General features: G+C 56.7%; 26 protein-coding genes and 1 pseudogene. 9 read left to right on the top strand and 18 right to left on the bottom strand.

What is annotated here, in order from left to right; all coding sequences use genetic code 11:
* Positions 1-824: 824 nt before the first annotated feature.
* Genes ade through WC370_08235 form a run of 4 tightly spaced genes read right to left on the bottom strand, consistent with a single transcriptional unit; the run spans position 825 to position 4973 of the window.
* Positions 825-2531: an adenine deaminase gene (ade, locus tag WC370_08250; GenBank protein ID MFA5309455.1), complete on the bottom strand. Its 1707-nt coding sequence runs from the start codon at positions 2529-2531 to the stop codon at positions 825-827.
* On the bottom strand, positions 2532-3341 hold the full coding sequence (locus tag WC370_08245) for a class I SAM-dependent methyltransferase (GenBank protein ID MFA5309454.1): 810 nt from the start codon (positions 3339-3341) through the stop codon (positions 2532-2534).
* Positions 3342-3344: 3 nt separating this feature from the next.
* Positions 3345-3872: a hypoxanthine phosphoribosyltransferase gene (hpt, locus tag WC370_08240; GenBank protein MFA5309453.1), complete on the bottom strand. Its 528-nt coding sequence runs from the start codon at positions 3870-3872 to the stop codon at positions 3345-3347.
* A gap of 57 nt (positions 3873-3929) precedes the next feature.
* On the bottom strand, positions 3930-4973 hold the full coding sequence (locus WC370_08235) for a hypothetical protein (GenBank protein MFA5309452.1): 1044 nt from the start codon (positions 4971-4973) through the stop codon (positions 3930-3932).
* 156 nt (positions 4974-5129) lie between these two features.
* On the opposite strand from WC370_08235, the gene WC370_08230 reads away from it, so the two are divergent.
* The gene (locus WC370_08230) at positions 5130-5372 is read left to right on the top strand and encodes a hypothetical protein (protein ID MFA5309451.1); all 243 of its coding nucleotides are present in this window, start codon (positions 5130-5132) and stop codon (positions 5370-5372) included.
* Between the two features lie 50 nt (positions 5373-5422).
* On the opposite strand, the gene WC370_08225 is transcribed toward WC370_08230, so the two are convergent.
* From WC370_08225 to WC370_08165, 13 genes are all read right to left on the bottom strand, one after another.
* Entirely contained in the window at positions 5423-5932 is a 510-nt protein-coding gene (locus WC370_08225) for a GNAT family N-acetyltransferase (GenBank protein MFA5309450.1), read from the bottom strand.
* A gap of 6 nt (positions 5933-5938) precedes the next feature.
* Positions 5939-6385, bottom strand: coding sequence for a GNAT family N-acetyltransferase (locus WC370_08220; GenBank protein MFA5309449.1), 447 nt, complete (start codon positions 6383-6385; stop codon positions 5939-5941).
* Between the two features lie 2 nt (positions 6386-6387).
* A complete protein-coding gene (locus WC370_08215; protein ID MFA5309448.1) occupies positions 6388-6924 on the bottom strand; it encodes a GNAT family N-acetyltransferase in 537 nt (178 codons plus the stop codon).
* Positions 6925-6938: 14 nt separating this feature from the next.
* The gene (locus WC370_08210; protein ID MFA5309447.1) at positions 6939-7487 is read right to left on the bottom strand and encodes a GNAT family protein; all 549 of its coding nucleotides are present in this window, start codon (positions 7485-7487) and stop codon (positions 6939-6941) included.
* Positions 7488-7510: 23 nt separating this feature from the next.
* Positions 7511-7912, bottom strand: a complete 402-nt coding sequence (locus WC370_08205; protein ID MFA5309446.1) for a cobalamin B12-binding domain-containing protein — start codon at positions 7910-7912, stop codon at positions 7511-7513.
* Between the two features lie 212 nt (positions 7913-8124).
* Positions 8125-8538, bottom strand: a complete 414-nt coding sequence (mce, locus tag WC370_08200; GenBank protein ID MFA5309445.1) for a methylmalonyl-CoA epimerase — start codon at positions 8536-8538, stop codon at positions 8125-8127.
* 405 nt (positions 8539-8943) lie between these two features.
* Positions 8944-10599: a methylmalonyl-CoA mutase family protein gene (locus WC370_08195; GenBank protein ID MFA5309444.1), complete on the bottom strand. Its 1656-nt coding sequence runs from the start codon at positions 10597-10599 to the stop codon at positions 8944-8946.
* Entirely contained in the window at positions 10599-11087 is a 489-nt protein-coding gene (locus tag WC370_08190; GenBank protein ID MFA5309443.1) for a Fur family transcriptional regulator, read from the bottom strand. The genes WC370_08195 and WC370_08190 overlap by 1 nt, the downstream gene beginning before the upstream one ends.
* On the bottom strand, positions 11088-11831 hold the full coding sequence (locus WC370_08185) for a DUF169 domain-containing protein (protein MFA5309442.1): 744 nt from the start codon (positions 11829-11831) through the stop codon (positions 11088-11090). It lies immediately after the preceding gene.
* Between the two features lie 28 nt (positions 11832-11859).
* Positions 11860-12291, bottom strand: coding sequence for a hypothetical protein (locus WC370_08180; GenBank protein ID MFA5309441.1), 432 nt, complete (start codon positions 12289-12291; stop codon positions 11860-11862).
* A gap of 44 nt (positions 12292-12335) precedes the next feature.
* Complete coding sequence (locus WC370_08175) at positions 12336-12857, bottom strand: hypothetical protein (GenBank protein MFA5309440.1); 522 nt, start codon at positions 12855-12857, stop codon at positions 12336-12338.
* 62 nt (positions 12858-12919) lie between these two features.
* A complete protein-coding gene (locus tag WC370_08170; GenBank protein ID MFA5309439.1) occupies positions 12920-13147 on the bottom strand; it encodes a PLDc N-terminal domain-containing protein in 228 nt (75 codons plus the stop codon).
* An 86-nt stretch (positions 13148-13233) separates the two neighbouring features.
* A complete protein-coding gene (locus tag WC370_08165; GenBank protein MFA5309438.1) occupies positions 13234-14097 on the bottom strand; it encodes a hypothetical protein in 864 nt (287 codons plus the stop codon).
* Between the two features lie 309 nt (positions 14098-14406).
* On the opposite strand from WC370_08165, the gene WC370_08160 reads away from it, so the two are divergent.
* From WC370_08160 to WC370_08135, 6 genes are all read left to right on the top strand, one after another.
* Entirely contained in the window at positions 14407-14655 is a 249-nt protein-coding gene (locus tag WC370_08160) for a hypothetical protein (GenBank protein MFA5309437.1), read from the top strand.
* Between the two features lie 109 nt (positions 14656-14764).
* On the top strand, positions 14765-16228 hold the full coding sequence (locus WC370_08155; GenBank protein MFA5309436.1) for a trehalose-6-phosphate synthase: 1464 nt from the start codon (positions 14765-14767) through the stop codon (positions 16226-16228).
* A gap of 95 nt (positions 16229-16323) precedes the next feature.
* Positions 16324-16965, top strand: coding sequence for a TetR/AcrR family transcriptional regulator (locus tag WC370_08150; GenBank protein ID MFA5309435.1), 642 nt, complete (start codon positions 16324-16326; stop codon positions 16963-16965).
* 13 nt (positions 16966-16978) lie between these two features.
* Positions 16979-17728 carry an ABC transporter ATP-binding protein gene (locus WC370_08145; protein ID MFA5309434.1) on the top strand — a complete coding sequence of 250 codons (750 nt, stop codon included), beginning with the start codon at positions 16979-16981 and terminating at the stop codon, positions 17726-17728.
* A complete protein-coding gene (locus WC370_08140; GenBank protein MFA5309433.1) occupies positions 17718-18446 on the top strand; it encodes an ABC transporter permease in 729 nt (242 codons plus the stop codon). The genes WC370_08145 and WC370_08140 overlap by 11 nt, the downstream gene beginning before the upstream one ends.
* A 211-nt stretch (positions 18447-18657) precedes the next feature.
* Complete coding sequence (locus tag WC370_08135; GenBank protein MFA5309432.1) at positions 18658-19455, top strand: IclR family transcriptional regulator; 798 nt, start codon at positions 18658-18660, stop codon at positions 19453-19455.
* On the opposite strand, the pseudogene WC370_08130 reads toward WC370_08135, so the two are convergent.
* A pseudogene (locus WC370_08130) lies at positions 19413-19823 on the bottom strand (histidine phosphatase family protein). The gene WC370_08135 and the pseudogene WC370_08130 overlap by 43 nt on opposite strands.
* A gap of 134 nt (positions 19824-19957) precedes the next feature.
* Here WC370_08130 and WC370_08125 point away from each other — a divergent pair.
* Both WC370_08125 and WC370_08120 read left to right on the top strand, forming a co-directional pair.
* Positions 19958-20287, top strand: a complete 330-nt coding sequence (locus WC370_08125; GenBank protein MFA5309431.1) for a hypothetical protein — start codon at positions 19958-19960, stop codon at positions 20285-20287.
* A gap of 47 nt (positions 20288-20334) precedes the next feature.
* Entirely contained in the window at positions 20335-20541 is a 207-nt protein-coding gene (locus WC370_08120; GenBank protein MFA5309430.1) for a 4Fe-4S binding protein, read from the top strand.
* Positions 20542-20727 lie beyond the last annotated feature (186 nt).

Here is a 20727-nt window from a genome sequence, read left to right as displayed (position 1 = left end):
ACTCCTGGTAACATGACTTCTTGTATTATATTTACGCTTTATCATTACTATTTGTCATTCCAGCGAAGGTAGTATACCCCGTATGTCAATCGGGGCTGGAATCCACCTTATGCATATATAAATACCCGGCCATCATTAATAGATTCTGGCCGTAGTTTACACTGAACGAAGTGAACGTGCCAGCATGACATTCTCATTGATTCTACTAACATATTTGCCTGTCACTCCAGCGAAGGTAGCATACCCGTATATCAATCGGGGCTGGCATCCAACCTTTCCTCATGTCATTCCAGCGGAGGTAGTATACCCCGTATGTAAATCGGGGCTGGAATCCACCCTATGCATACATAAATACCCGGCCATCATTAATGGCTTCCGGCCGTAGTTTACACTGAACGAAGTGAACGTGCCAGCATGACATTCTCATTGATTCTACTAACATATTTGCCTGTCACTCCAGCGAAGGTAGCATACCCGTATGTCAATCGGGGCTGGCATCCAACCTTTCCTCATGTCATTCCAGCGAAGGCGGGAATCCACTCTTTACCTGTCATTCCAGCGAAGGCTGGAATCCACCTTATGCATACATAAATACCCGGCCATCATTAATAGATTCTGGCCGTAGTTTACACTGAACGAAGTGAACGTACCAGCATGACATTCTCATTGATTCTACTAACATATTTGCCTGTCACTCCCGCGAAGGTAGCATACCCCGTATGTCAATCGGGGCTGGAATCCACCCTATGCATACATAAATACCCGGCCATCATTAATGGCTTCTCGCCCTCGGGCTGAAGCCGGCGCCCGGCCTGACAACAGCCTTATTCTATCAGCTTGAACGCATTAACGTCCACCAGTCCCAAATCGGTCAGCCGCAGCTCCGGGATGACCGGCAGCGCCAGGAAAGAAAGGGCCGCCAGCGGCGAAGGCAACACGCAGCCCAGGTCTTTAGCGATTTTTTCCAGCTTTTCCAGCCCTTTAACCACATCCTCCAGGGGCTGCGGGGAAAGCAGTCCGGCTATCGGCAGGGCGAGGCTGCCCAAAACTTTGCCCCCCGCCGCCGCGGCCACGCCGCCGTGCCGGCGTATCACCTCTTTAACGGCGGCATAAATATCCCCGTCAGAGACGCCGACGGCCACGATATTGTGGGAATCATGGGCCACGGACGAGGCCAGCGCGCCCCTTTGCAGTCCGAACCCCTTGACCAGCCCCACCCCGATATTGCCGGTGGCCTTATGCCGCTCCACCACCGCCGCCTTGAGGATATCGCTCTCCGTGTCCGGTACCGCCAGCCCGTCTTTGACCTTCACTTTCAAATGCCTTTTACGGGTGATAATTTGCCCCGGCACTATTTCAATAACGTAAGCCTCCCCGCCCCCGACTTTAAGTTTTAGCGCGTCCGGCGTGAACGACTTTACATTCACGGTTTGGCTGAGCGCGCCGCTGTCCCGTGTTTTTATGCTAAAAAGCGGCTGGCCGTCCTGCGCCACTTTACGCCCGCGGTAATAGACCGCGCCTATTTGAAAATCCTCCAGGCTGTCCAGTATAAGAAGGTCGGCGTAAAAGCCGGGCGCGATAGCCCCCAGCCCCTTTAGGCGGAAATAGCCCGCCGGATTGATGGTGGCCATCTGCACCGCCCGTACCGGCTCCAGTCCCAGCCGGATGGCCTTGCGCACCACGGCGTCGATATCCCCGTCACGCAAAATATCCGCGGCATGGCGGTCGTCCGTGACCAGGCAGCAGCGCGGGTAAGTGCGGGCGGTCACCAGCGGCAGCAGCTCCTCCAGGTTCTTTTCCGTGGAGCCTTCCCTTATCATCAAGAACATACCGCGGCGCAGCTTTTCATCCGCCTCCGCCAGCGTCACCGACTCGTGGTCGGAGCCGATGCCCGCCCCGATGTAGGCGTTAAGGTCCTGGCCGCCGAGTCCGGGCGCGTGGCCGTCCACCGCTTTGCCCCCCGCCGCCGCGATTTTATCCAGCATGGCGGCGTCCCCCGCCAGCACGCCGGGATAGTTCATTACCTCCCCCAGCCCGATGCACTCGCGCAATCTCAACAGCTTTTTAATATCCGCCGCGGAAATGACCGCGCCGGAGGTCTCCAGATGCGTGGCCGGCACGCAGGAGGGCGCCATCAGGAACAAGTCCAAAGGCAGACGCCGGGCGGCCTTGACGATATACTCGATGCCGGCTATCCCGCAGACATTGGCTATTTCATGCAGGTCCGTGACGATGGCCGCCGTGCCGTGCGGCGCCACCGCCCGGGCGTACTGCCCGGCGTCCAGCATCGAGCTTTCCAGGTGGACATGCCCGTTGATAAGGCCGGGGGCAACCCATTTCCCTTTAAGGTCGATTATTTCTTTAGCTGAAGCATAGTCCCCCACCCCGGCCACCCTGCCCCCGTAAATCGCCACGTCGGCTTTTTCTATTTCCCCGCTGAAAACGTTGACCACGCGGCCGTTCTTTAGTATAAGGTCGGCGGGGGCATCGCCTTTAGCCGCGGATATGAGCTGCTGTTTATCCTTCAACATCTATTCCTTTACCCCTGCATACAAAATATGGTTGGAAGCCCCCACGATTGACTCCTCCGCGCTGATGGCGAAGAGAAAGTCCAACCACAACTCCCGCCTTTTGCCCCGGAGTGGATTATACATTTCATCCCGCACGCCGGCCGTCTCGATGCCGGCCAGCGCCAGCGTTTTAAAGCCTATAGCCTCATGGAGGGGCGCGATTTCCCGGGTGGCGGCAAAATACCCGCGAAAAGCCCCCTTACGCTCCGCCGGGAGGCCTTCCGTGCCCTGCGTCAGCAGCGACTTCATATAAGGCTGGTATTCCACGTAATCAGGAAACCGCTGCATAATATCGTTCCAGATGCCGTAGCGGCTGATTAAAGTAGAAAAAATAACGCCTCCAGATTTCAGCCGCCGGTAAGCCTCTTGCAGCGCCTGCCGCCGGTCTTCTTCCAGTACCAGGTGATAAAGCGGCCCCATCATCAGCGCGGCGTCAAAATCCGCGGCTATAACCACCGCCAAATCCCGCGCGTCCGCCGTCAGGCAGGTCACTTTATCCTCCAGTTTTTCTTCCTTCGCTTTTTGGCGGCATTTATCGAGCAGTTCCGCGGCAAAGTCCACGGCGGTGACGCGGTAGCCCCTCCGGGCCAGGAGGATAGTGTAGGCCCCGGTGCCCGCCCCGATTTCCAGAATTTTCCCCTGCCGCGGCAGGTACTTGTCCAGGTAGCGCCAGGTCATATCGCGCTCGAGCTGGTGCCGCTCCAGGCGCCGGTCTTCCTTCTCCGCGCTGGCGTTATAAAAATCCCGGATGTCCCCGGTCTCGTCCCGCATGGGTCAGTCCTCCAGCACGCGGATGTCCGGCAGGTTGCGGTATTTTTCGTCGCAGTCCAGCCCGTACCCCACCAAAAACTTGTCCGGCACTTCCAGTCCTTGATAATCTATTTTTACGTCCACGCGCCGCCGCGCGGGCTTGTCCAGCAGGGCGCAGAGCTTTAAAGAGGCGGGCTGTTTATTTTGCAGGTACTTCATCAGGAAAGCCAGGGTGATGCCCGTATCCAGGATGTCCTCCACCACCAGCACGTGCCGGCCCCGGATGTCCAGTCGCAAGTCCTGCGCTACCTCGACTTTTCCGGCGCTTTCCCGCCCGGCCCCGTAGCTGGCCAGTCGGACAAACTCAATTTCCAGGGGAAAATCAAGATGACGCGCCAGGTCCGCCAGGAAAACAAAGGAGCCTTTCAAAACGCCCAGCAGCACCGGGTTTTTCCCCTGATAGTCCCGGGTTATCGCCGCCGCCATCCGTTTAACGGCTGCATCTATCGCCGCGGCGGATATCAATACCTGCGGTTTCGTTTCACTATCCATAGCTAGTGAAATTATAGACTTAACGGTTAATCTTGTTCAACCCGGCCGGAGGAAGGGCTAGCCGGATGCCGCAGCGACTTTGGCTTCCGCCGCTATTCTTTTCTTCTCCTGTGTGCCGTACCATTCCTGGTAGCGCCGCCAGATGCGGAACCAGACGCGCGCCACGGAGTCGGTGGCATCCGTCATCACCGCGATGCTGAGCTTTTCCAGGGTGAGGTCCGCCGGCTCGGCCAGCGTCTGCCAGTTAGCGGTGGTGACATTCTCTTTCTGGTACTGCGGCGGGAAAAAGCTGTAGCTGATTAAATAGGAGCGGTGGCAGACCGCGTTCATGAAATCCCAGGTGTTGTCGTTGCCCTTACCGTAATCGGAATCGAATTTCCTTTGGGCCAGCTTATCGGTGACGGTTTTCAGGAACGACTGCTGGTACTCATCGCGCTTTTTCTCTTCCAGCGCCGGGTAGCCGTCTTTATCGTAAATAAAGCGCTCTTTAGGCTCGTCCAGGCAATAATATTTGCGGATTTCCTTGTCCCAGACGCCTTCCAGCTTGGCGTGGATGCCGGGAGGGGCCGAAAACTGGCGGCCGTCACAGTGCACCGGCACGTGGGCGTCAGCGATATAGTGGCTCAGCATGAAAAGCCACAGCGCCACCTGGTTGTCCGTGGGAGCGACCGGCGACCCCTTGTCCTGGTCATACTGCACCATAAGCTGGTCGATGAACGATTCCGCCAGAGATTCGCAGCGGTTCGGCAGATTGTCGTGCTTGTCCACCACGGCGAAGGGCCGGTGCCGTACCGGGGAGTTCTCCCCTATTTGATAGGTAAGGTATTCCCGGGGCAGCTCTTTGATTTCCTCCGGGGGGTAAACAATGACATCCGGCGACTCGTTATCCGCCGGGCGGAATTTGAGGACGTGCTTGTTGCTTTTATCGTTAATCAAATTATCGGGATACCAGGCGCCCTGGATAACGCCGTCCCTGTGGCTTTTAAACCACTCGATGAGCCCGGCGGCGTACTCCCGGTCGGGCTTTTTCAGGTCCTCTATCCGGTCTTCCAGGCGCTTAATCGCCATAAACGCGACCCAGGCATGACTGTACTGTTTCACGGCGCATCCCTCCCTAAATAAACATTCAGGTTTCAGGGCGGCCTGAGTATGCGCCTGTCCCGGACTTTTGTCAATACCCGGAAGCAGCTTGGCGGTTGAGGGGAAAATCTTTATAATTAAGACAGGGATACCCCATAAGAACGGAGGGAAAGCGATATGGGCATAATCGGCCTGGGCATCAGCCTGCTGGCGCTGGTATTTATGGTAATCGGGCTGGTGCCTTTCCTGGGCTGGCTCAACTGGTTTACCACCCTGCCGCTGGCGGTAATCGGGGCGACGCTGGGCGGGTCGGCGGCGGCGCGTTCGAGGAGTCCCTTCGGGATAGCGGGGCTGATTATCGGGGTGCTGGTGTTCTTTATCGGGGCGGGGAGGCTTTTCGTGGGGTGCGGGATTTTTTAGCTGTTAGTAGTCAGTTGTCAGTTATAAGTTTTCAGTTACGGGCAAGGAGCTCAGGCGGGACGCTCTCTGGTGAAATAGAGCAGCAGGTCGTCATCCACGAACACATCACGGCCGGGGCTGACGGGCTGGCTGTTATACATCAGGCCCCGCCCGTCCGGCACGTAGCCGCGTTTAACATACAATTGCTGGGCGGCGCCGTAGTCCGCGTATAGTCCCACGCCCAGGCCGGCCACCTGAGATTTTTCAAATATCCTTTTTTCCGCCTCGTCCATTAAAGCGGCGGCGACGCCCTTACGCCGGAAGGCCGCCAAAACCCGGAGGTCGTTGATTTCCGGGATGCCCTCCGCCGCGAACGGCGGATAGTCCGAGCGCCATTTTACCGTCGTAAAACCGGCCACGGCGTCCCCGTACCGCGCCAGCAGAAAGTCGATTTCCCCCTTCTCCTGCGCCGCCAGCCGACCCTGAAAATAGGCTTCCGGCGTTTTCCACTCCGACCCCGTAAAAGCGGCCATTATAGGCGGGATATCGGCTTTTTCCAGGTTTTTTATCGAGACAGTCATCAGCGCTTATTCAATCTCTTTAAACATTTGAATCCCCCAGGTCCGGAAACCGCCGCCGCGGTAAAATTTCACTACGGGGTCGAGTTCTTTTACCGAAGAATAGACCAGCAGCTTGGTGTAGCCCGCTTTGAGCGCGTCATCATTAATCGTCTTTAAAAGCAACGACCCCACCCCTTTTCCCCGCGCCTCCGGCACCAGGTAAATCTCGCCCAGCTCCAGGATTTTATCATTATCTTTATAGATACAGCCGCCGTCGTTCTCATGGGGGAGGCAGACCGCGTAGCCGGTTATTTTACCGGCGTCTTCCGCCACCCAGACCAGCCTCATGTCCAGCCGGCGCACTTGCTCTTCCGTAAGGGCTGCCTGGCCCCAGGTGGGGACTTCATTCGTGAACCGGGCGGACAGGGCGGCGATTTCAGATATGTCTTTTTCCGCGGCGTTTCTGATTTTCATGACTAAAACACCAGGTACCAGAACAGCGCGATTTCATCAGCATAGAGTCTAGCCGCATGGTAGAGAATTGTATCAAAACCTCCCAGCACGAAGCCGTTACTCTCGTAAAAGCGGCAGGCTTTAACGTTGGTATCCTGCGTTTCCAGCATGATGCCCGGAAAGCTATTCTTTCTAGCCCATTGCTCGCCGCATGATATTAATGTCTTACCAATGCCCTGCCGCCGGAATTTAACATCGACGCGGATGTCCTCTATCCAGGCAAAGCGGTTCCAGTTACGGTGCATAAGGAGCTGCCCCGCCACCCGGCCGTCGCTGTAGGCGATGAACCCGACTTTATCAGGACTGCCAACATGGGAGGCATAAAAATCGGGTGTTTCCGGCTGGTATTTTTTATGATAAGCGGGAACGGGAACGACGGTGTAACTCAAACGGTTGTTGTCGTAATGCGGGACGATTTTGGAGTCGATAACGAACTCGTCATTAGCTTTATTGATATCTGGAAGAAGCTCAACGGTAAGCTCTTTAATAACGATTTCCATCAGCGGCCCTCAATTTAAATTCCGCTTTCTTCCTTGAGAAGCGAGTACTGGAAATGGTCGTAATACTTCCCCCGGAACAAAAACTGGTCGCGCAGCAGCCCTTCTTTATGGAAACCCAGTTTTTCCAGCACTTTTATGGAACGGTGGTTGCCGGTATAAGTAACAGCGTAAATGCGGTGGATATTCATAATGGTAAAGGCAAAATCGATAGCGGCCTGCAGCGCTTCCCGCATGTACCCCTTGCCCCAAAACTCCGGGAGGAGGTCATAGCCTATTTCCACCCTGTTGTTCCTGGCATCCCAAATATGAAAGCCGCAAGTGCCCATGCGTAGCCCCGTTTCTTTATTAACGATTACCCAGCGGTTATGGTCAGGATTGTTATCATTATACCAGGCAATCCATTTCAGGACTTCATTCACGGATTCGGGAGGGTCGGCGTCAAAGAGGTATTCGGAGACGGCGGGGTCAGAAAACTCGCGGTAAAAGAAAGCCGCGTCATCCTGGGCAAGGTTCCTCAATAAAAGCCGTCCGGTCTCTAAATCCTTGAAAATACCCCTATCCATAAAAACACCCCCCGAACGGCTCGCTAGCTATTAGTTGCCAGCTTCTTTATCGTCTCGGCAATATCCGTTGTTTTCGCGCCCGGCCCGAAGACCGCCTTGATGCCCATCTTCTCCAGGGCGGGGATATCGTCCTCCGGGATAATGCCCCCCGCCACCACCACGATGTCCCCTATCCCCTTTTCCCCCAGCCCCGCCATCACGTCCCCGAATAGCTCCAGGTGCGCGCCGGAAAGACAGCTCAGGCCGATGACGTCCACGTCCTCCTGCAAGGCCGCCTGGACAATCATGGCCGGGGTCTGCCGGATGCCGGTGTAAATGACCTCCATGCCCGCGTCCCGTAAAGCGCGCGCCACCACCTTGGCGCCGCGGTCATGCCCGTCCAGGCCCGGCTTGGCTACCAGCACACGGATTTTTTTATGACTCATAGGCGGCTCCGCTTAACTTACTTATAATCCTGTCATTCCAGCGAAGGTAGTATACCCCGTATGTCAATCGGGGCTGGCATCCAACCTTTCCTCATGTCATTCCAGCGAAGGCTGGAATCCACCTTATGCATATATAAATACCCGGCCATCACTAATGGATTCTGGCCGGAGTTTACACTGAACGAAGTGCACGTGCCAGAATGACAACACGGTTATTTTACCTTTTTCTTCCGCGGCTGCACCAGCTCCACCAGCACCCCGTTGACGGACTTCGGGTGCAGGAAGCCGATTTGCCCCGCCACCCCTTCCCGCCCCTCTTTATCGATGAGCTGGATGCCCTGCTTCTCCATCACCTTGAGCTCGGCGTTGATGTCGTCCACCTCCAGCGCGATGTGGTGCAGGCCCTCGCCGCGCTTTTCCAGGAACTTGGCCACGGTGCTGTCCGGCCCCGTCGGCTCGATAAGGTTTATTTCCACCTCGCCGCCGATTTTGAAAGAGGCCTCGGTGACCTGCTGGCCGGGCGCTTCCTGGATATGCGCCTTGATGCCCAGCAGCTTCTCGAAGAGCGCCGTGCTTTCTTTAAGGTTGTTGACGGCGATGCCGATGTGATGGACTCTTTTTATCATTTTTATTTTCCCCGGTTACTTTGTTATCCTGAACTATTTTGTCATCCTGAGCTATTTTGTCATCCTGAGCGAAGCGAAGGATCTCGGGGCGGTGGGCGGTTTTCACCCTCCCCCCTGGTTCCCCCCTCGCCGGAACGACAATCTCACCTTGTTTACCGGTGCTTTCTGTTGCATTATATAATAGATTGCCGCTTCTAGCTATCCTCCGGACTGATAATAAATGCGGTTTTCAGACCGGCCTCGATTGCCGGAACGAATCGTAGCTGGACCGGGAAAAAACAATGAAAAATTACGAAACGAAGCGTAGCTGAAATTATAAAACAATTCCTGCGGCGACGATGAAATCGACCATAAAATAAAAAGTTGAAAAAAGGCGGTTTTTACAAAACGAATCACGTATAAAAGCTAGAAAATCAGCGATTCCCTCTGCACCCCGAAGACTTCCCGCAGGGTATCGCACATCTCCCCGATGCTGGCATACGCCGCCGCGCACCGGATGAAAGCCGGCATGGTGTTCTCGCCGGTCTGCGCCGTCTCTTTCAGATTTACCAGGGCGGCGGCGACCTCTTTATTATCGCGTTCCCGCTTCACTTTTTTGAGCGCGTTCACCTGCTGCTTTTCCGCGGCGGGGTCGATGCGGAGCAGGCTCTTTATCTTTTCATACGGCGCCACGTACTTGTTGACCCCCACCACCACCCTCGCCTCCGCCTCCACTTCCTTTTGGTAGCGGTAGGCGCTTTCCTGGATTTCCCGCTGCGGGTAGCCCTTTTCTATCGCCGCCAAAGCCCCGCCCATGGCGTCAATCTTCTCGATGTACTTTTGCGCCGCGGCCTTGATGTCCCGCGTCAGCGTTTCCACCATGTACGCCCCGCCCAGCGGGTCCACGGCGTCCGCCGCGCCGCTTTCGTAAGCCAGCACCTGCTGCGTGCGCAGGGCGGTGGTGACCGCCTCTTCCGATGGGGTGGCGTAAGCCTCGTCGTAGGAGTTGGTGTGGAGCGACTGCGTTCCGCCTAATATCGCCGCCAGCGCCTGCACCGCCACCCGGACGATGTTGTTGTAGGGCTGCTGGGCGGTGAGAGAGCAACCGGCCGTCTGGGTGTGAAAACGCAGCATGCAGGAGCGCGCCTCTTTAGCCTGGAAGCGCTCTTGCATTATCTCCGCCCAGAGGATGCGCGCGGCGCGGAACTTGGCCACCTCCTCCAGCAGGTTGTTGTGCGCGTCGAAAAAGAAGGATAGCCTCCCGGCGAAGTCGTCCACATTCAGGCCTTTAGCGATGGCCGCCCGCACGTAAGCGATGCCGTCCGCCAGGGTAAAGGCTATTTCCTGCACGGCGGTGGAGCCCGCCTCCCGGATGTGGTAGCCGCTGATGCTGATGGTGTTCCAGCGGGGCAGGTTTTTGCTGCAATACTCAAATATGTCCGTGGTCAATCTCATGGAGGGGGCGGGGGGATAGATATAGGTGCCGCGGGCGATGTACTCTTTCAAAATATCGTTCTGGATGGTCCCGTCCAGTTTTCCCGGAGCGACGCCCTGTTTTTCCGCCAGGACGATGTACATCGCCAGCAGGACCGGGGCGGTGGCGTTGATGGTCATGGAGGTGCTGACCTTGTCCAGCGGGATGTCTTTAAACAGTACTTCCATGTCCCGCAGGGTATCGATGGGCACGCCCACTTTGCCCACCTCCCCCCGCGAGAGGGGATTATCGGAATCGTAGCCGATTTGGGTGGGCAGGTCGAAGGCGACGCTTAAGCCGGTCTGGCCCTGCGCCAGCAGATAGCGGTAGCGGCGGTTGGACTCCTCCGCCGAGGCGAAGCCGGAGTACTGGCGCATCGTCCAGAGGCGGCCGCGGTACATGGTGGGCTGGATGCCCCGCCCGAAAGGGTATTCCCCCGGATAACCCGGCGACGCCTCAAGGTCGGCGTCCTGAAGGTCATCCGGGGTGTAAAGCGGCTTGACCGGCATGCCGGAGGTAAGCTCAAAGGCGGGCTGACGCTCCGGGAAACGCTGGAGCGCCGGCTTTAAAACCTCTTTTTCCCATTTCTCCCGGCGGCCGGCAGGCATCAGCTGCCTCCCCGCGCGGCGGACTTTTTACGGCAGTCCCCGCACACGCCGAAGATGCCCACGTGCCGCAGCTCCGCCTGGAAATCATAGTCGCGCAGCAGCGCCTCACCCAGCGACGAAAACACCGCTTCATCGATATCCGTTACCGCGCCGCACAGCTGGCAGACCAGGTGATGGTGGTGCCCGCTCTCTTCCGAGTGGAACCGGATGCGCCCCTCGCCCAGGTTGATTTCATAGACCATGCCCAGCTTCTTGAGCAGCTCCAGGGTGCGATAAACGGTGGAGATATTGACGTGGGGAAAGCGCGCCGCCACCTCCGCGTAAATCTCCTCGGCGGAGATGTGCTCGGCGCTGTCCTCTATCGCCGCCAGGATCATCAGCCGCTGTGGCGTCAGGCGGTAGCCTTTTGCCCGCAGCTGCCGGGTGATGCTTACCGCATCATGCGGGTGGCTGTGGGAATGGCCGTGCGGATGCTGCGACTTTGCCATTTAGTAGTCTTCCAGCCCCCATTCCTTGAACATGACTTTATAAAAGTCCGGGCGGGGGAAGTCCGGCAGCATGAAGTAATGGTGGCGCCGGTAGGAAAAGCCGAAATCCTTTGACTTGTCCAGACTCTCCATCAGCCCCGCCATCTTATCCGCCGGCGCGGCGAACATCATCTCCCCCTCTTCGCACAGGGCGCGCTGGTACTCACCGGGGTCCGGGATTACCACCCAGTAGCCGCCCTTGAGCATGGGGCTTACCACGGCGTGGGCGCAGGAGGGCGGGAAAAAGCGCCCGTTGGTATTGGCCACGGCATCCGGCCCCGCGGAAAGCAGCAGGTTGCGCAGCTGGGCGGTATTGGAATAGATGATTACCACATCCGGTTCAAATGTTGCGGTCTCCAGCGGCGCCGTGAGAATACCGATGTATTTCCCCTCCTCGAAGCTCTCGTTGGGGTGCATGCGGGTGGGATTCATACCGGTGGGGCGGGGCGCCATGCCGTAGGCCATCAGGGCGGCGGGGCACCAGTGGTCCTCCTTGAGCATGGCCACCGTGGTGCCTTCCTTGCGGGATAGCGCAAAAGCCTGGCACTGCGCCAGGTGATAGTTATGGTCTTTCTTGGGGCGCAGAGCTCCTTCCGGGATATCCGCTTCCGTTTCCAGCATTTTTACCGCCACCGGGGAAGTGCGCAGCTGGAAGACCTTCTCCAGTTCCTCTCCGTAATGGTTGAACTCTTTAACCGTAGTCACGCTAGATCACCTCCGGTTTTTTTATTCGCTATTCATAGCGGGGATGGCGCCCGGAGGAGACGAAAAAGATAGGCCGGACGATGTTCTTGATGATGATGGGCCCGTGCTGGACGCCGGGAGGTATATAGGCGGCGAAGCTCCGGTCCACGATATTTACCTCGTTATCGATGACTATTTCAATCTCCGCGCCCAGGTCCTGGATGTTATCGTAGTTGAAACCGTAAAAGCCGAGCATTTCCCCGTACTCGTGGGTATGGGACTCGCACAGCTTCAGGTCAGCCTTGGAGCCGGGGGCGATCCACTTGGCGTCGGCATAGAACTCGGCGCCGGGCACGGTCTGGTCGTCCACGGTCACAATCGGCTTTACGATTTTGGGGTCGGTCTTGGTGCGGTAGGCCGGGTACTTGGCGTTGGCTTTGGGCGTATCTACAATGTATTTGGCATTCTTTCCCTGATGCATTTCATTTACCTCTTTCAAAAATTTATAGGTGTCCGTTTCGCGGGCTACACGTACATATCGCCCGAGCCGAGGGTCATATGGAACATCGGGGCGTCCATGCGGCGGAAGACCAGCGGGCAATGCTCCACGTTGGCGGGCAGATAGACCATAAAGCTCTTGGTGAAAACGAATTTTTCATTTTGAATCCAGAACTCGATTTCCCCGCCGAGGTCGGACGGGTCATCCACGTTGGTGCCGAAGTAGGTGAAAATCTCGATGAAGGGGTGGGCGTGGGGGGCAATGCCGGGCACCTTGCCGCTGCGGACCAGCTCCGGCGTGATAAGCTTGGGCTGCTCGAACCGGGGCATCTGCATCTGGTCTTTCATGGTGCCGGGCCACTGCCAGGTGTACTCGCCGTAGAAGGCGCCGGTCAGGACTTCCTTGTCCATCCAGATAATGTGCTCCAGCCCGAGGCGGTGGCCGTCGGCGTAGCCCTGCCTGATCTCCTGGGGGCCCTTGTAGCCGGGCATGACGATACCCCTCTTCAACTCCGTGGTGATGTACTTGCCATACTTGGATTTTCCCATCGGTATGCTCTCCTTTCCTTATTAAACAAACTGATTAGCGATGATATTAGGAAAATTAGGTCTTATTCTCTGTTAACGACTTTCCCCCGGCGGCCGAAGATGAAATAGAAGATGGGGCCGATGATGCCGAAGAAAATGATAACCATCATCCAGACCATTTTACTTTTACTGGTAATATTTTTACGCCGGTCAAGGTCAAACACCGCCCAAAAAAGGAGGACTATTTCCACGACGAGCAGCGGTATGATGTAGGGCAAAGCGTCTTTAATCACATCAAGACTGTTGTCCATTATATATATCCTTTTACCAGCGGCGCTTTTTCTAAACCGATTATATCACTTATCGCCTTTTAAGAGTAAAATCTGTTCCGGTGCGGTTATTTAAAGGGGTTGAGGAACGCACGGTATTTTATCCGGTAATAGACGGATGTCAGCAGGTAAATGACCGCAAAGCCCAGTAGCACCATTATCAGCGCGAGCAGCAGCAGGCTGTAGACCCCGCCCAGCACCGACGCCGTATAGGGGAAGACATAGTCCGTGGTCTGTCCGGCGATAAGCAGTATCAGGTTCAATATTAAAAACGGCATCACCATGCAGCCCAGGCCGGCCAGCGAGCCTTTGAAGTCCGACCAGCTTAGGCGGATATTGGAGGCGACGCAGATGGAAAGGTAAAGGAAGAGCCAGAACCGCCAGAGGGCAAGGTTGTGCACGGTAAATATCAGCCGGAAAATGGCCAGACCGGAGTCCCGGAAAGCGGCAAAGTAGCTGCTTACCGGCGAGTCTTTTCCCAGCCCGCCCACGTTATCCATGATAGCGTGCCAGACGCCGCCGCTGCCCGGCATTATAAAGTAAAATAGCCCGAAGAGCACGGCGCAGCCAAGCACCATCGGACCGATGCCGATGAAGAAATTCCCCAGCACGTGCCAGGGGTTTTTGGGGTTCCAGGTGTGGTAAACGTAGCCCAGCGTGCCGCTATCCGGGTCTGCCTGAAACAGCTTTATCTCCTCGATTCTGTGCCCGAACACGAGACAAAAAAAGGCGTGCCCCAGCTCGTGGATGGGGGTGCCCAGCCAGGCCACCAGGTAGGTCCCCTTCGGCCCCAGGGAGTTCCCCAGGCTCTTGAACGAAAGCTGGGAGACGAAGTGTATCAGCAGCCCGAAGACGACCACGCCCAGGAACAGAGAGGCTATCTGCCCCAGGGTGGCTACCAGCAGGTCTTTGACGAAAATCAGCGCGGTCATACCGCTTGAATCATAGCCAGACCTTGCCGGACTGTCAAGAAGAGGGGAAAGGGACCAGGGGTAAGGGGTAAGGGGGATAGGCATAGTGGGACTCCATATAAACGGGACTAAAGGGAAAGAGCGGATATTAATTTAACCGGCAGCGGGCGGGCGTGTAAATATATCAAATTACATTCCGGGATTAGCGTTTGGCAAGGTAATGTGATATTATCAAAGCGCTGTAAACAGCTTACGTTTTTCCCCATCCGGGCCGGACTGTCCGGCATTACCTCCGGCCCCGGCCGAAAAGGGTAAACGGGAGGTGCCGCCATGGAATCAATGAGCCACAGCGACGTTGAGAAAGCCATTGAGTTCGTTAAGAAAAAGTACCAGGGATGTCCCAACTGCGGCGCACTCGGCGTGCACATCCATAACATCGTGGGCCTGCCGCTGCTGAAAAAGCAGGAGCCATCCGGCTTTGCCATCGAGAAATCCTTTATCGCCGCGCTGCCCCTGATTTGCGAGAGCTGCGGCTACATCACCCTGTTCGCCGCCAAAGACGTAATTCCTTTAGAATAGTCCGCCCGCCCCTTATCCCCCCGCCCCGCCTTTCAATTAAGCCCAGGGGTTGAGAAATCTGCCAGTTTCGTATTTAATAAAGGAGGAACGAACCGAGCGGGGTCGCATTATGAGTACAAGAATCGTAATCGTTTCCAACCGCCTGCCGGTAGAGCTGGAAAAAGACGCCGAAGGCGCCTGGCAGGCCAAGGTTAGCCCGGGGGGGCTGGTCACCGCCCTGTCACCGGTAGTGAAAGAAAAACAGGGCATGTGGATTGGCTGGCCGGGCATCATGGAACCGGAAAGCCCGGAAGAAATCCTGGCTGAAGGCGAGGAGGAGCTGGGCTTTACCCTCAAGCCGGTAATGCTGACCCAGGAAGAATACGATAAATACTACCTGGGATTTTCTAACGAAATCCTGTGGCCCCTCTTCCACGACCTCCAGTCGCGGTGCAACTTCGAGCCGTCCTACTGGGCGGCCTATGAAGCGGTCAACCGCAAATTCGCCAGGGTTATCGCCGAGAACACCACCCCGAACGACTATATCTGGATACAGGACTATCACCTGATGCTGGCGGCGCGGGAACTGCGGGCTTTGGCGCCGGACCGGCGCATCGGCTTCTTCCTGCACACCCCCTTCCCGCCGCCGGATATCTACAACAAGCTGCCGTGGCGACAGCAAATACTCAAAGGGCTGCTGGAGTTCGACCTGCTGGGATTCCAGGCGGCGCGCGACAGGAACAACTTCCTGCACTGCGTGGGCGCGTCCAACCGGAACCTGCGCTTCGACGCCCGGCGGCAGATATCCCGCATCAAGATGCAGGGGCGGGCGGTGCGGGTGGGCGTTTTCCCCATCAGCATAGATTATGATGAGTTCGCCCATGAAGCGGCCACCAAATCCGCCGTGGAAAGGACGGAAGAGCTGCGCCGGGTGACGGCCAACTGCCAGATAATCCTCGGCGTGGACCGGCTGGACTACTCCAAAGGCATCCCGGAAAAACTCAAGGCCTACCGGATGGCGCTAGAGCTTTTCAGCGAGCTGCGCGGCATGATTACCCTCATTCAAATTATCGTGCCGAGCCGGGAAAATATCCCGGAATACCAGGTGATGCGCACGGAAATCGAGCAGATGGTCAGTGAAATCAACGGGCAATTCGGCCATCCCGGCTGGACGCCGATAAACTACATGTTCCGCAACCTCAGCCGGAACGAGCTGGTCTCCTACTACAATGCCGCGGATGTGGCCCTGGTCACGCCGATAAAAGACGGCATGAACCTGGTGGCCAAGGAGTTCTGCACCGCCAACATCGACGAAGATGCCGTGCTGATACTCAGCGAGTTCGCCGGGGCCGCCTACCAGATGGGCCGGTACGCGCTGGTGGTCAACCCCTATGACGTGGCCGGTATCGCCAACGCCATCCATCACGCCTATCTCATGCCCGTGGAGGAGCGGAAAGCCCGTATGAGAAAGCTGCGCACCCTGATACGCCGCCGTGATATCTACTGGTGGCTGGACCGTTTCCTTAAAGCCGCCACGGTTGACCTGGACATCAGCACCATGAAGGGAAACCACTACACCATCTCGACGGTTTAATCCCCCCCAAAGCCCCCCGTGACTATTGACAAAAGGTCAATTCCCCACTACAATAATGAATGAACGTTCATTCATTATACGTGGGAGACCGGAAAATGGCGGACAAAGAGCTGCGGAAACAGAAAATCACCGCCCGGCGGCAGGAACAAATCCTCCAGGCGGGCATGGACGTATTCACTCTCAAGGGCTACGCCGCCGCGACGATTCCGCAAATAGCCAGGGCAGCCGGGGTGGCGGCGGGCACCATCTACCTTTACTACCCCAGTAAAAGAGAGCTGTTTATCGCCGTTATCAAGAAACTCATCATTACCGCTCCCCTGCTCCAGCTGATAGATAAAATCCCGCAGGGGAACATAGAAGTCATTTTCAAGAACATCATCAAGGACCGGTTGGAGCTTATCAAGAATCCGGCCTTCGGCAGGATACCGTCACTGATAGCAGAAATCCTGCGCGACCCGGAGCTGAGAGCTTTGTGGCTGCAAGAGTTCCTCCACCCCTTCCTGGGACGCATCGAGACGGGCTACCGCGCGCTGGCCGCTTCCGGCAAAATCAACAGCCTGGAGCCTCCGGTGGCGGTCAGGGTAATCGGCGGTATGTTCCTGGGCTTCCTAGTGCTCCGGCTGGCGGAAGGCGATACCAGCCCGTTGCACAAGATGCCGGAGGAACAGGTAACAGACGAGATTGTGAGCTTCGTGCTGCACGGGCTGCTGGGGGAAAACGGCGGGGAAAAACACTAAAGGAGATTTGGCGATGACCGATGCCGCGATAAACGTGGACAGCGTGGACTTCAACTACGGCGGGCTCAAGGTAATCGACGGTATGAGCATGGCGATACCGCCGGGCACCAGCTACGGGCTGCTGGGGCCCAACGGGGCGGGCAAGACCACGCTTATCCGGCTGATGGTGGGACTGCTCAAGCCGGCCCGCGGCAGCATCGAATGCCTGGGCAAAGCGCCCGCGACGCAGAACGCCCGGCTCATCGGCTACATGCCGCAGCTGCCGGCGCTTTACTCCGAGCTGACGGTACACCAGAATATCGACTTTTTCGCCCATATTTATGGCCTGAAGGACGCCGCCGAGCGGGCGCAGCGGGTGGATGAAATTATCAAGATAGTTGACCTGTGGCCGAAGCGTAAGACGTCCATACTAAAGCTCAGCGGCGGCATGAAACAGCGCGTCAGCCTGGCCTGCGCCATCGTGCACCGGCCGCCGCTGATTTTCCTGGACGAGCCCACGGTGGGACTGGACCCGGAGCTGCGGGTGCATTTCTGGAACTACTTCACGGACCTGACCAAAGCGGGGCACACGCTGGTGATTTCCAGCCATACCTTCGATGACGCCGCCCACTGTGAAAAGCTGGCTTTCCTGCGGCTGGGGCGGGTGGTGGCCCAGGGCGCTCCGGCGGAACTGCGCGCCGCCACCGGTAATAAAGATGCCACGCTGGAGGACGCTTTCCTCTACTACATCAAGCATGACGAGGTGAAGAACGATGTCCAGTAATACGTTTACCATCGCCTGGAGGGTGATGCTGCAGGTAGCGCGGGACCGCCGCACCATCGCGCTGATACTTATCGTGCCGCTGGTGATAGCCACCATCGCGGGTTTCAGCCTGACGGATAAAAACACGCTGAACAACGCCGCGCCCGGCATACTGGCCATACTGATTTTCTTCTTCGGCTTCCTAATAACCGGCATCAGCTTTTTGAGAGAGCGCACCCAGGGCACGCTGGAGCGCCTGATGGCCGCGCCGCTGACCCGCATGGATATCGTGGCCGGCTACCTGCTGGGACTGCTTATCTTCGCGCTGATACAAACGCTGATCATGTTCTTTTACATGATTTACGTGCTGAATATCAGCTACCGCGGCGATTTGTGGCAAATCCTGATTTTCCAGGTGCTTATCGGCATCGTGGCGGTATGCATGGGCACTTTCTTTTCCGCCTTCGCCCGGAACGAGTTCCAGATGATACAGTTCATCCCGCTGGTTATCGTGCCGCAGATATTCGTCAGCGGGCTTTTCATACCCGTCCGGCAGCTGCCCGCCGTCCTGGAGTGGATATCCAAGTTTTTGCCACTGACCTACGGGGTGGAGGGGATTAAAGCACTGATGCAGCAGGGGCAAAGCCTGCTGGACGTGGGCAAGGATATAGGCATACTGGCGGCGTTCGCGGTAGGATTTTTAGTGCTGGCTTCCTTAACGCTGAAAAAAAGCGCGTAGACTGAAAGCTTCTACTGTTTTCAGTTGGGACCAACCGCTAATTACCACGGGCCGCTTTATAGTATAAGCATCATCACCAGCTCACTCCCGGCGGGAAATTGCTCATATCCATGGAGTCGGATATAATGAGCAGTGGAAATGCCCACGATATGCCGCGATTAAAACCCCGAGCTATATCGCGGCGGCGCCATCGCGCCATGGAGTATCGGTGATGATAAAAAGTGCCGTAAAGACTAAAAGGAAGCCCTCTCCCTTCAAGTCCATTTTCCGCACGGCGGAAATCCTCGGCTGTCTCAACAAGGGCATTACCACGGTATCGGAAATCTCCAAGACTTTAAAAATCAATAAATCCACGGTTTACCGGCTGCTCCAGGCCCTGGGGGAAACGGGCATTACCATCCGTAACCCCATCAACCGCCGCTACTACATCGGCAAATTAATCGCGGAACTGGCCGCGAACCCGAGCATCACCCACCAGACCCTGGTGCTGTGCTCCATCAGTGAAATGGAGCGCTTGTCCAAGCTGACCGGGGAGTCCATCGCCGTCAATGTGCTCATCGGCATCAATACCTACCTGCTGCATGAAATCCCCAGCACGCAGGAAATCCAGATTGTAGCCAGGAGCAGAATCAGCGCCAACCTGCACGCCGGCGGCACTTCCAAGGTGCTGCTGGCCCAACTGCCCGCCAAAGAGCTGAAAATAGTCATGAACAACCTGAGTTTCGAGCGATTGACGGACCGCACCGTTACCAGCAAGGAAGAGCTGATGGCACAATTGAAAGAAATCAGGAAGCAGGAATACGTCATCGGCACCGGCGAACGGGCCCACGGAGCGATGAGTATTTCCGTGCCTATCAAGAACTACATTTTACCCGCTTGCCTCGGCATCCTGGGGCTGGAAGACCGCATTAAACCCCGGACGGCGGAATACGTGGATGCCCTGCTGGAGTCCGGCGCCCGCGTCCGCTATAACCTCTCCCGGCTGTCCAAAAACGGCACTTTCGCCTGAAGAGCCCGCCCCGCTATTTTCTCCAATAGCGGTAAAGCCCGGCTGCCAACGTCTGCCAGGGACTCCCCGTTCGGTATTTTCGCCAGGGCGGGCGTGTACAGCCAGTCCCGGTAAATCCGTGGGTATTGCTGTTTCACCTGCGCCGACGGCAGTCCCTGCCAGTCCCCGAAATTTATATCAATCACCTCCGGGGCGATGGTCACCTCCAGCTTTTACGGCGCAGCCACCGCCGCGGCGGTCTTTACCGCCCTTTGCAACGGGCTGGCGTAAACGGCATCTATTTTCTCTCCGGCCAGGTATTCTCCCAAGAGCTGCGCCTGCTGCCGGCCGTTCTGATTCAAAGGTATATCCGCCCGGCCGCGGAATATCTCCGCCGCGAGTCAGTGAGTTCCGGAGGTTCATAAAGGTATTCTTCAATCGGGCGCTGGTTATCGCCATCTTCGCGCCCCTGCTGGCCCCCTACGACCCATATAAGCCGGACCTGCCCATACCCCGTCACGCTATGGGGGGGCATCCGCCGCATATCCATAAAGACCCGGAGCTGCTTTTCCACGTCGGGACCAACCCGGATGACCCCTCGGACCTGGGCGCGGTGGTTGAGTTTTATATGGGCCCGGAAATGGAAAGGCATATCATCACCAAGTCCACGGTAGTCTATATTCCGCCGAACTGCATCCACGCCCCCTGGCTGCCGATAACCACTTTCCGACCCTGGATATTCATCGAGATAAATCAAGGCCCCTCCCATACGGAGAAGTTTTACCAGCAGCTTTTGCCGGCGTCTATCCGGGAGAAAATTGACTGGAATGTCTGGAAGGACGAGGGCTACTAATCAAGGCAACTGAATACGCTATAATCTTTAACCTTAAGGAGTTTAAAGTGGCTTATAAAATCAATCCTAAAATCTGTCTCAAATGCGGCCTTTGTGTTAACCGCTGCCCGGAAAATGCTATTGTGGGCAAACCTTTCCAGCAGGATGAACTCAGCCTGACGTCCGTGGCCATCGACCCCAGGAAATGCACCGATTGCGGAGTCTGCGTTTCCGAGGAGTTCTGGTGCCCGGCCAAGGCTATCTCCAGGGCATAGCACGCCGCTACGTGTCCTTGTCCTGAGAAAGTATTTCATATATAATTGGGCTTAGAGCTTTTAGCCAGTCGGTGACGGATGCGCTCGCCCCGGCTCAGGGGCATTCTCTAGTGCGAGGATGGTAACGTGACAGAGCTTTTACGAGTTAATAACCTGCAAGCACAGTTCAAGACCGAGTCCGGCCTG

The organism is Dehalococcoidales bacterium, assembly GCA_041652735.1.
Classification (GTDB): domain Bacteria; phylum Chloroflexota; class Dehalococcoidia; order Dehalococcoidales; family RBG-16-60-22; genus RBG-13-51-18.
Note: the sequence above shows the minus strand (reverse complement) of the source record. Positions and strands in the feature narration are given on the sequence as shown.

Bases quoted from the DNA above. Each gene is read 5' to 3' on its own strand.
- ade (MFA5309455.1), bottom strand. From the start codon at position 2,531: ATGTTGAAGGATAAACAGCAGCTCATATCCGCGGCTAAAGGCGATGCC.
- WC370_08245 (MFA5309454.1), bottom strand. From the start codon at position 3,341: ATGCGGGACGAGACCGGGGACATCCGGGATTTTTATAACGCCAGCGCG.
- hpt (MFA5309453.1), bottom strand. From the start codon at position 3,872: ATGGATAGTGAAACGAAACCGCAGGTATTGATATCCGCCGCGGCGATA.
- WC370_08230 (MFA5309451.1), top strand. From the start codon at position 5,130: ATGGGCATAATCGGCCTGGGCATCAGCCTGCTGGCGCTGGTATTTATG.
- WC370_08225 (MFA5309450.1), bottom strand. From the start codon at position 5,932: ATGACTGTCTCGATAAAAAACCTGGAAAAAGCCGATATCCCGCCTATA.
- WC370_08220 (MFA5309449.1), bottom strand. From the start codon at position 6,385: ATGAAAATCAGAAACGCCGCGGAAAAAGACATATCTGAAATCGCCGCC.
- WC370_08215 (MFA5309448.1), bottom strand. From the start codon at position 6,924: ATGGAAATCGTTATTAAAGAGCTTACCGTTGAGCTTCTTCCAGATATC.
- WC370_08210 (MFA5309447.1), bottom strand. From the start codon at position 7,487: ATGGATAGGGGTATTTTCAAGGATTTAGAGACCGGACGGCTTTTATTG.
- WC370_08205 (MFA5309446.1), bottom strand. From the start codon at position 7,912: ATGAGTCATAAAAAAATCCGTGTGCTGGTAGCCAAGCCGGGCCTGGAC.
- mce (MFA5309445.1), bottom strand. From the start codon at position 8,538: ATGATAAAAAGAGTCCATCACATCGGCATCGCCGTCAACAACCTTAAA.
- WC370_08195 (MFA5309444.1), bottom strand. From the start codon at position 10,599: ATGCCTGCCGGCCGCCGGGAGAAATGGGAAAAAGAGGTTTTAAAGCCG.
- WC370_08190 (MFA5309443.1), bottom strand. From the start codon at position 11,087: ATGGCAAAGTCGCAGCATCCGCACGGCCATTCCCACAGCCACCCGCAT.
- WC370_08180 (MFA5309441.1), bottom strand. From the start codon at position 12,291: ATGCATCAGGGAAAGAATGCCAAATACATTGTAGATACGCCCAAAGCC.
- WC370_08175 (MFA5309440.1), bottom strand. From the start codon at position 12,857: ATGGGAAAATCCAAGTATGGCAAGTACATCACCACGGAGTTGAAGAGG.
- WC370_08170 (MFA5309439.1), bottom strand. From the start codon at position 13,147: ATGGACAACAGTCTTGATGTGATTAAAGACGCTTTGCCCTACATCATA.
- WC370_08165 (MFA5309438.1), bottom strand. From the start codon at position 14,097: ATGACCGCGCTGATTTTCGTCAAAGACCTGCTGGTAGCCACCCTGGGG.
- WC370_08160 (MFA5309437.1), top strand. From the start codon at position 14,407: ATGGAATCAATGAGCCACAGCGACGTTGAGAAAGCCATTGAGTTCGTT.
- WC370_08155 (MFA5309436.1), top strand. From the start codon at position 14,765: ATGAGTACAAGAATCGTAATCGTTTCCAACCGCCTGCCGGTAGAGCTG.
- WC370_08150 (MFA5309435.1), top strand. From the start codon at position 16,324: ATGGCGGACAAAGAGCTGCGGAAACAGAAAATCACCGCCCGGCGGCAG.
- WC370_08145 (MFA5309434.1), top strand. From the start codon at position 16,979: ATGACCGATGCCGCGATAAACGTGGACAGCGTGGACTTCAACTACGGC.
- WC370_08140 (MFA5309433.1), top strand. From the start codon at position 17,718: ATGTCCAGTAATACGTTTACCATCGCCTGGAGGGTGATGCTGCAGGTA.
- WC370_08135 (MFA5309432.1), top strand. From the start codon at position 18,658: ATGATAAAAAGTGCCGTAAAGACTAAAAGGAAGCCCTCTCCCTTCAAG.
- WC370_08125 (MFA5309431.1), top strand. From the start codon at position 19,958: ATGGGGGGGCATCCGCCGCATATCCATAAAGACCCGGAGCTGCTTTTC.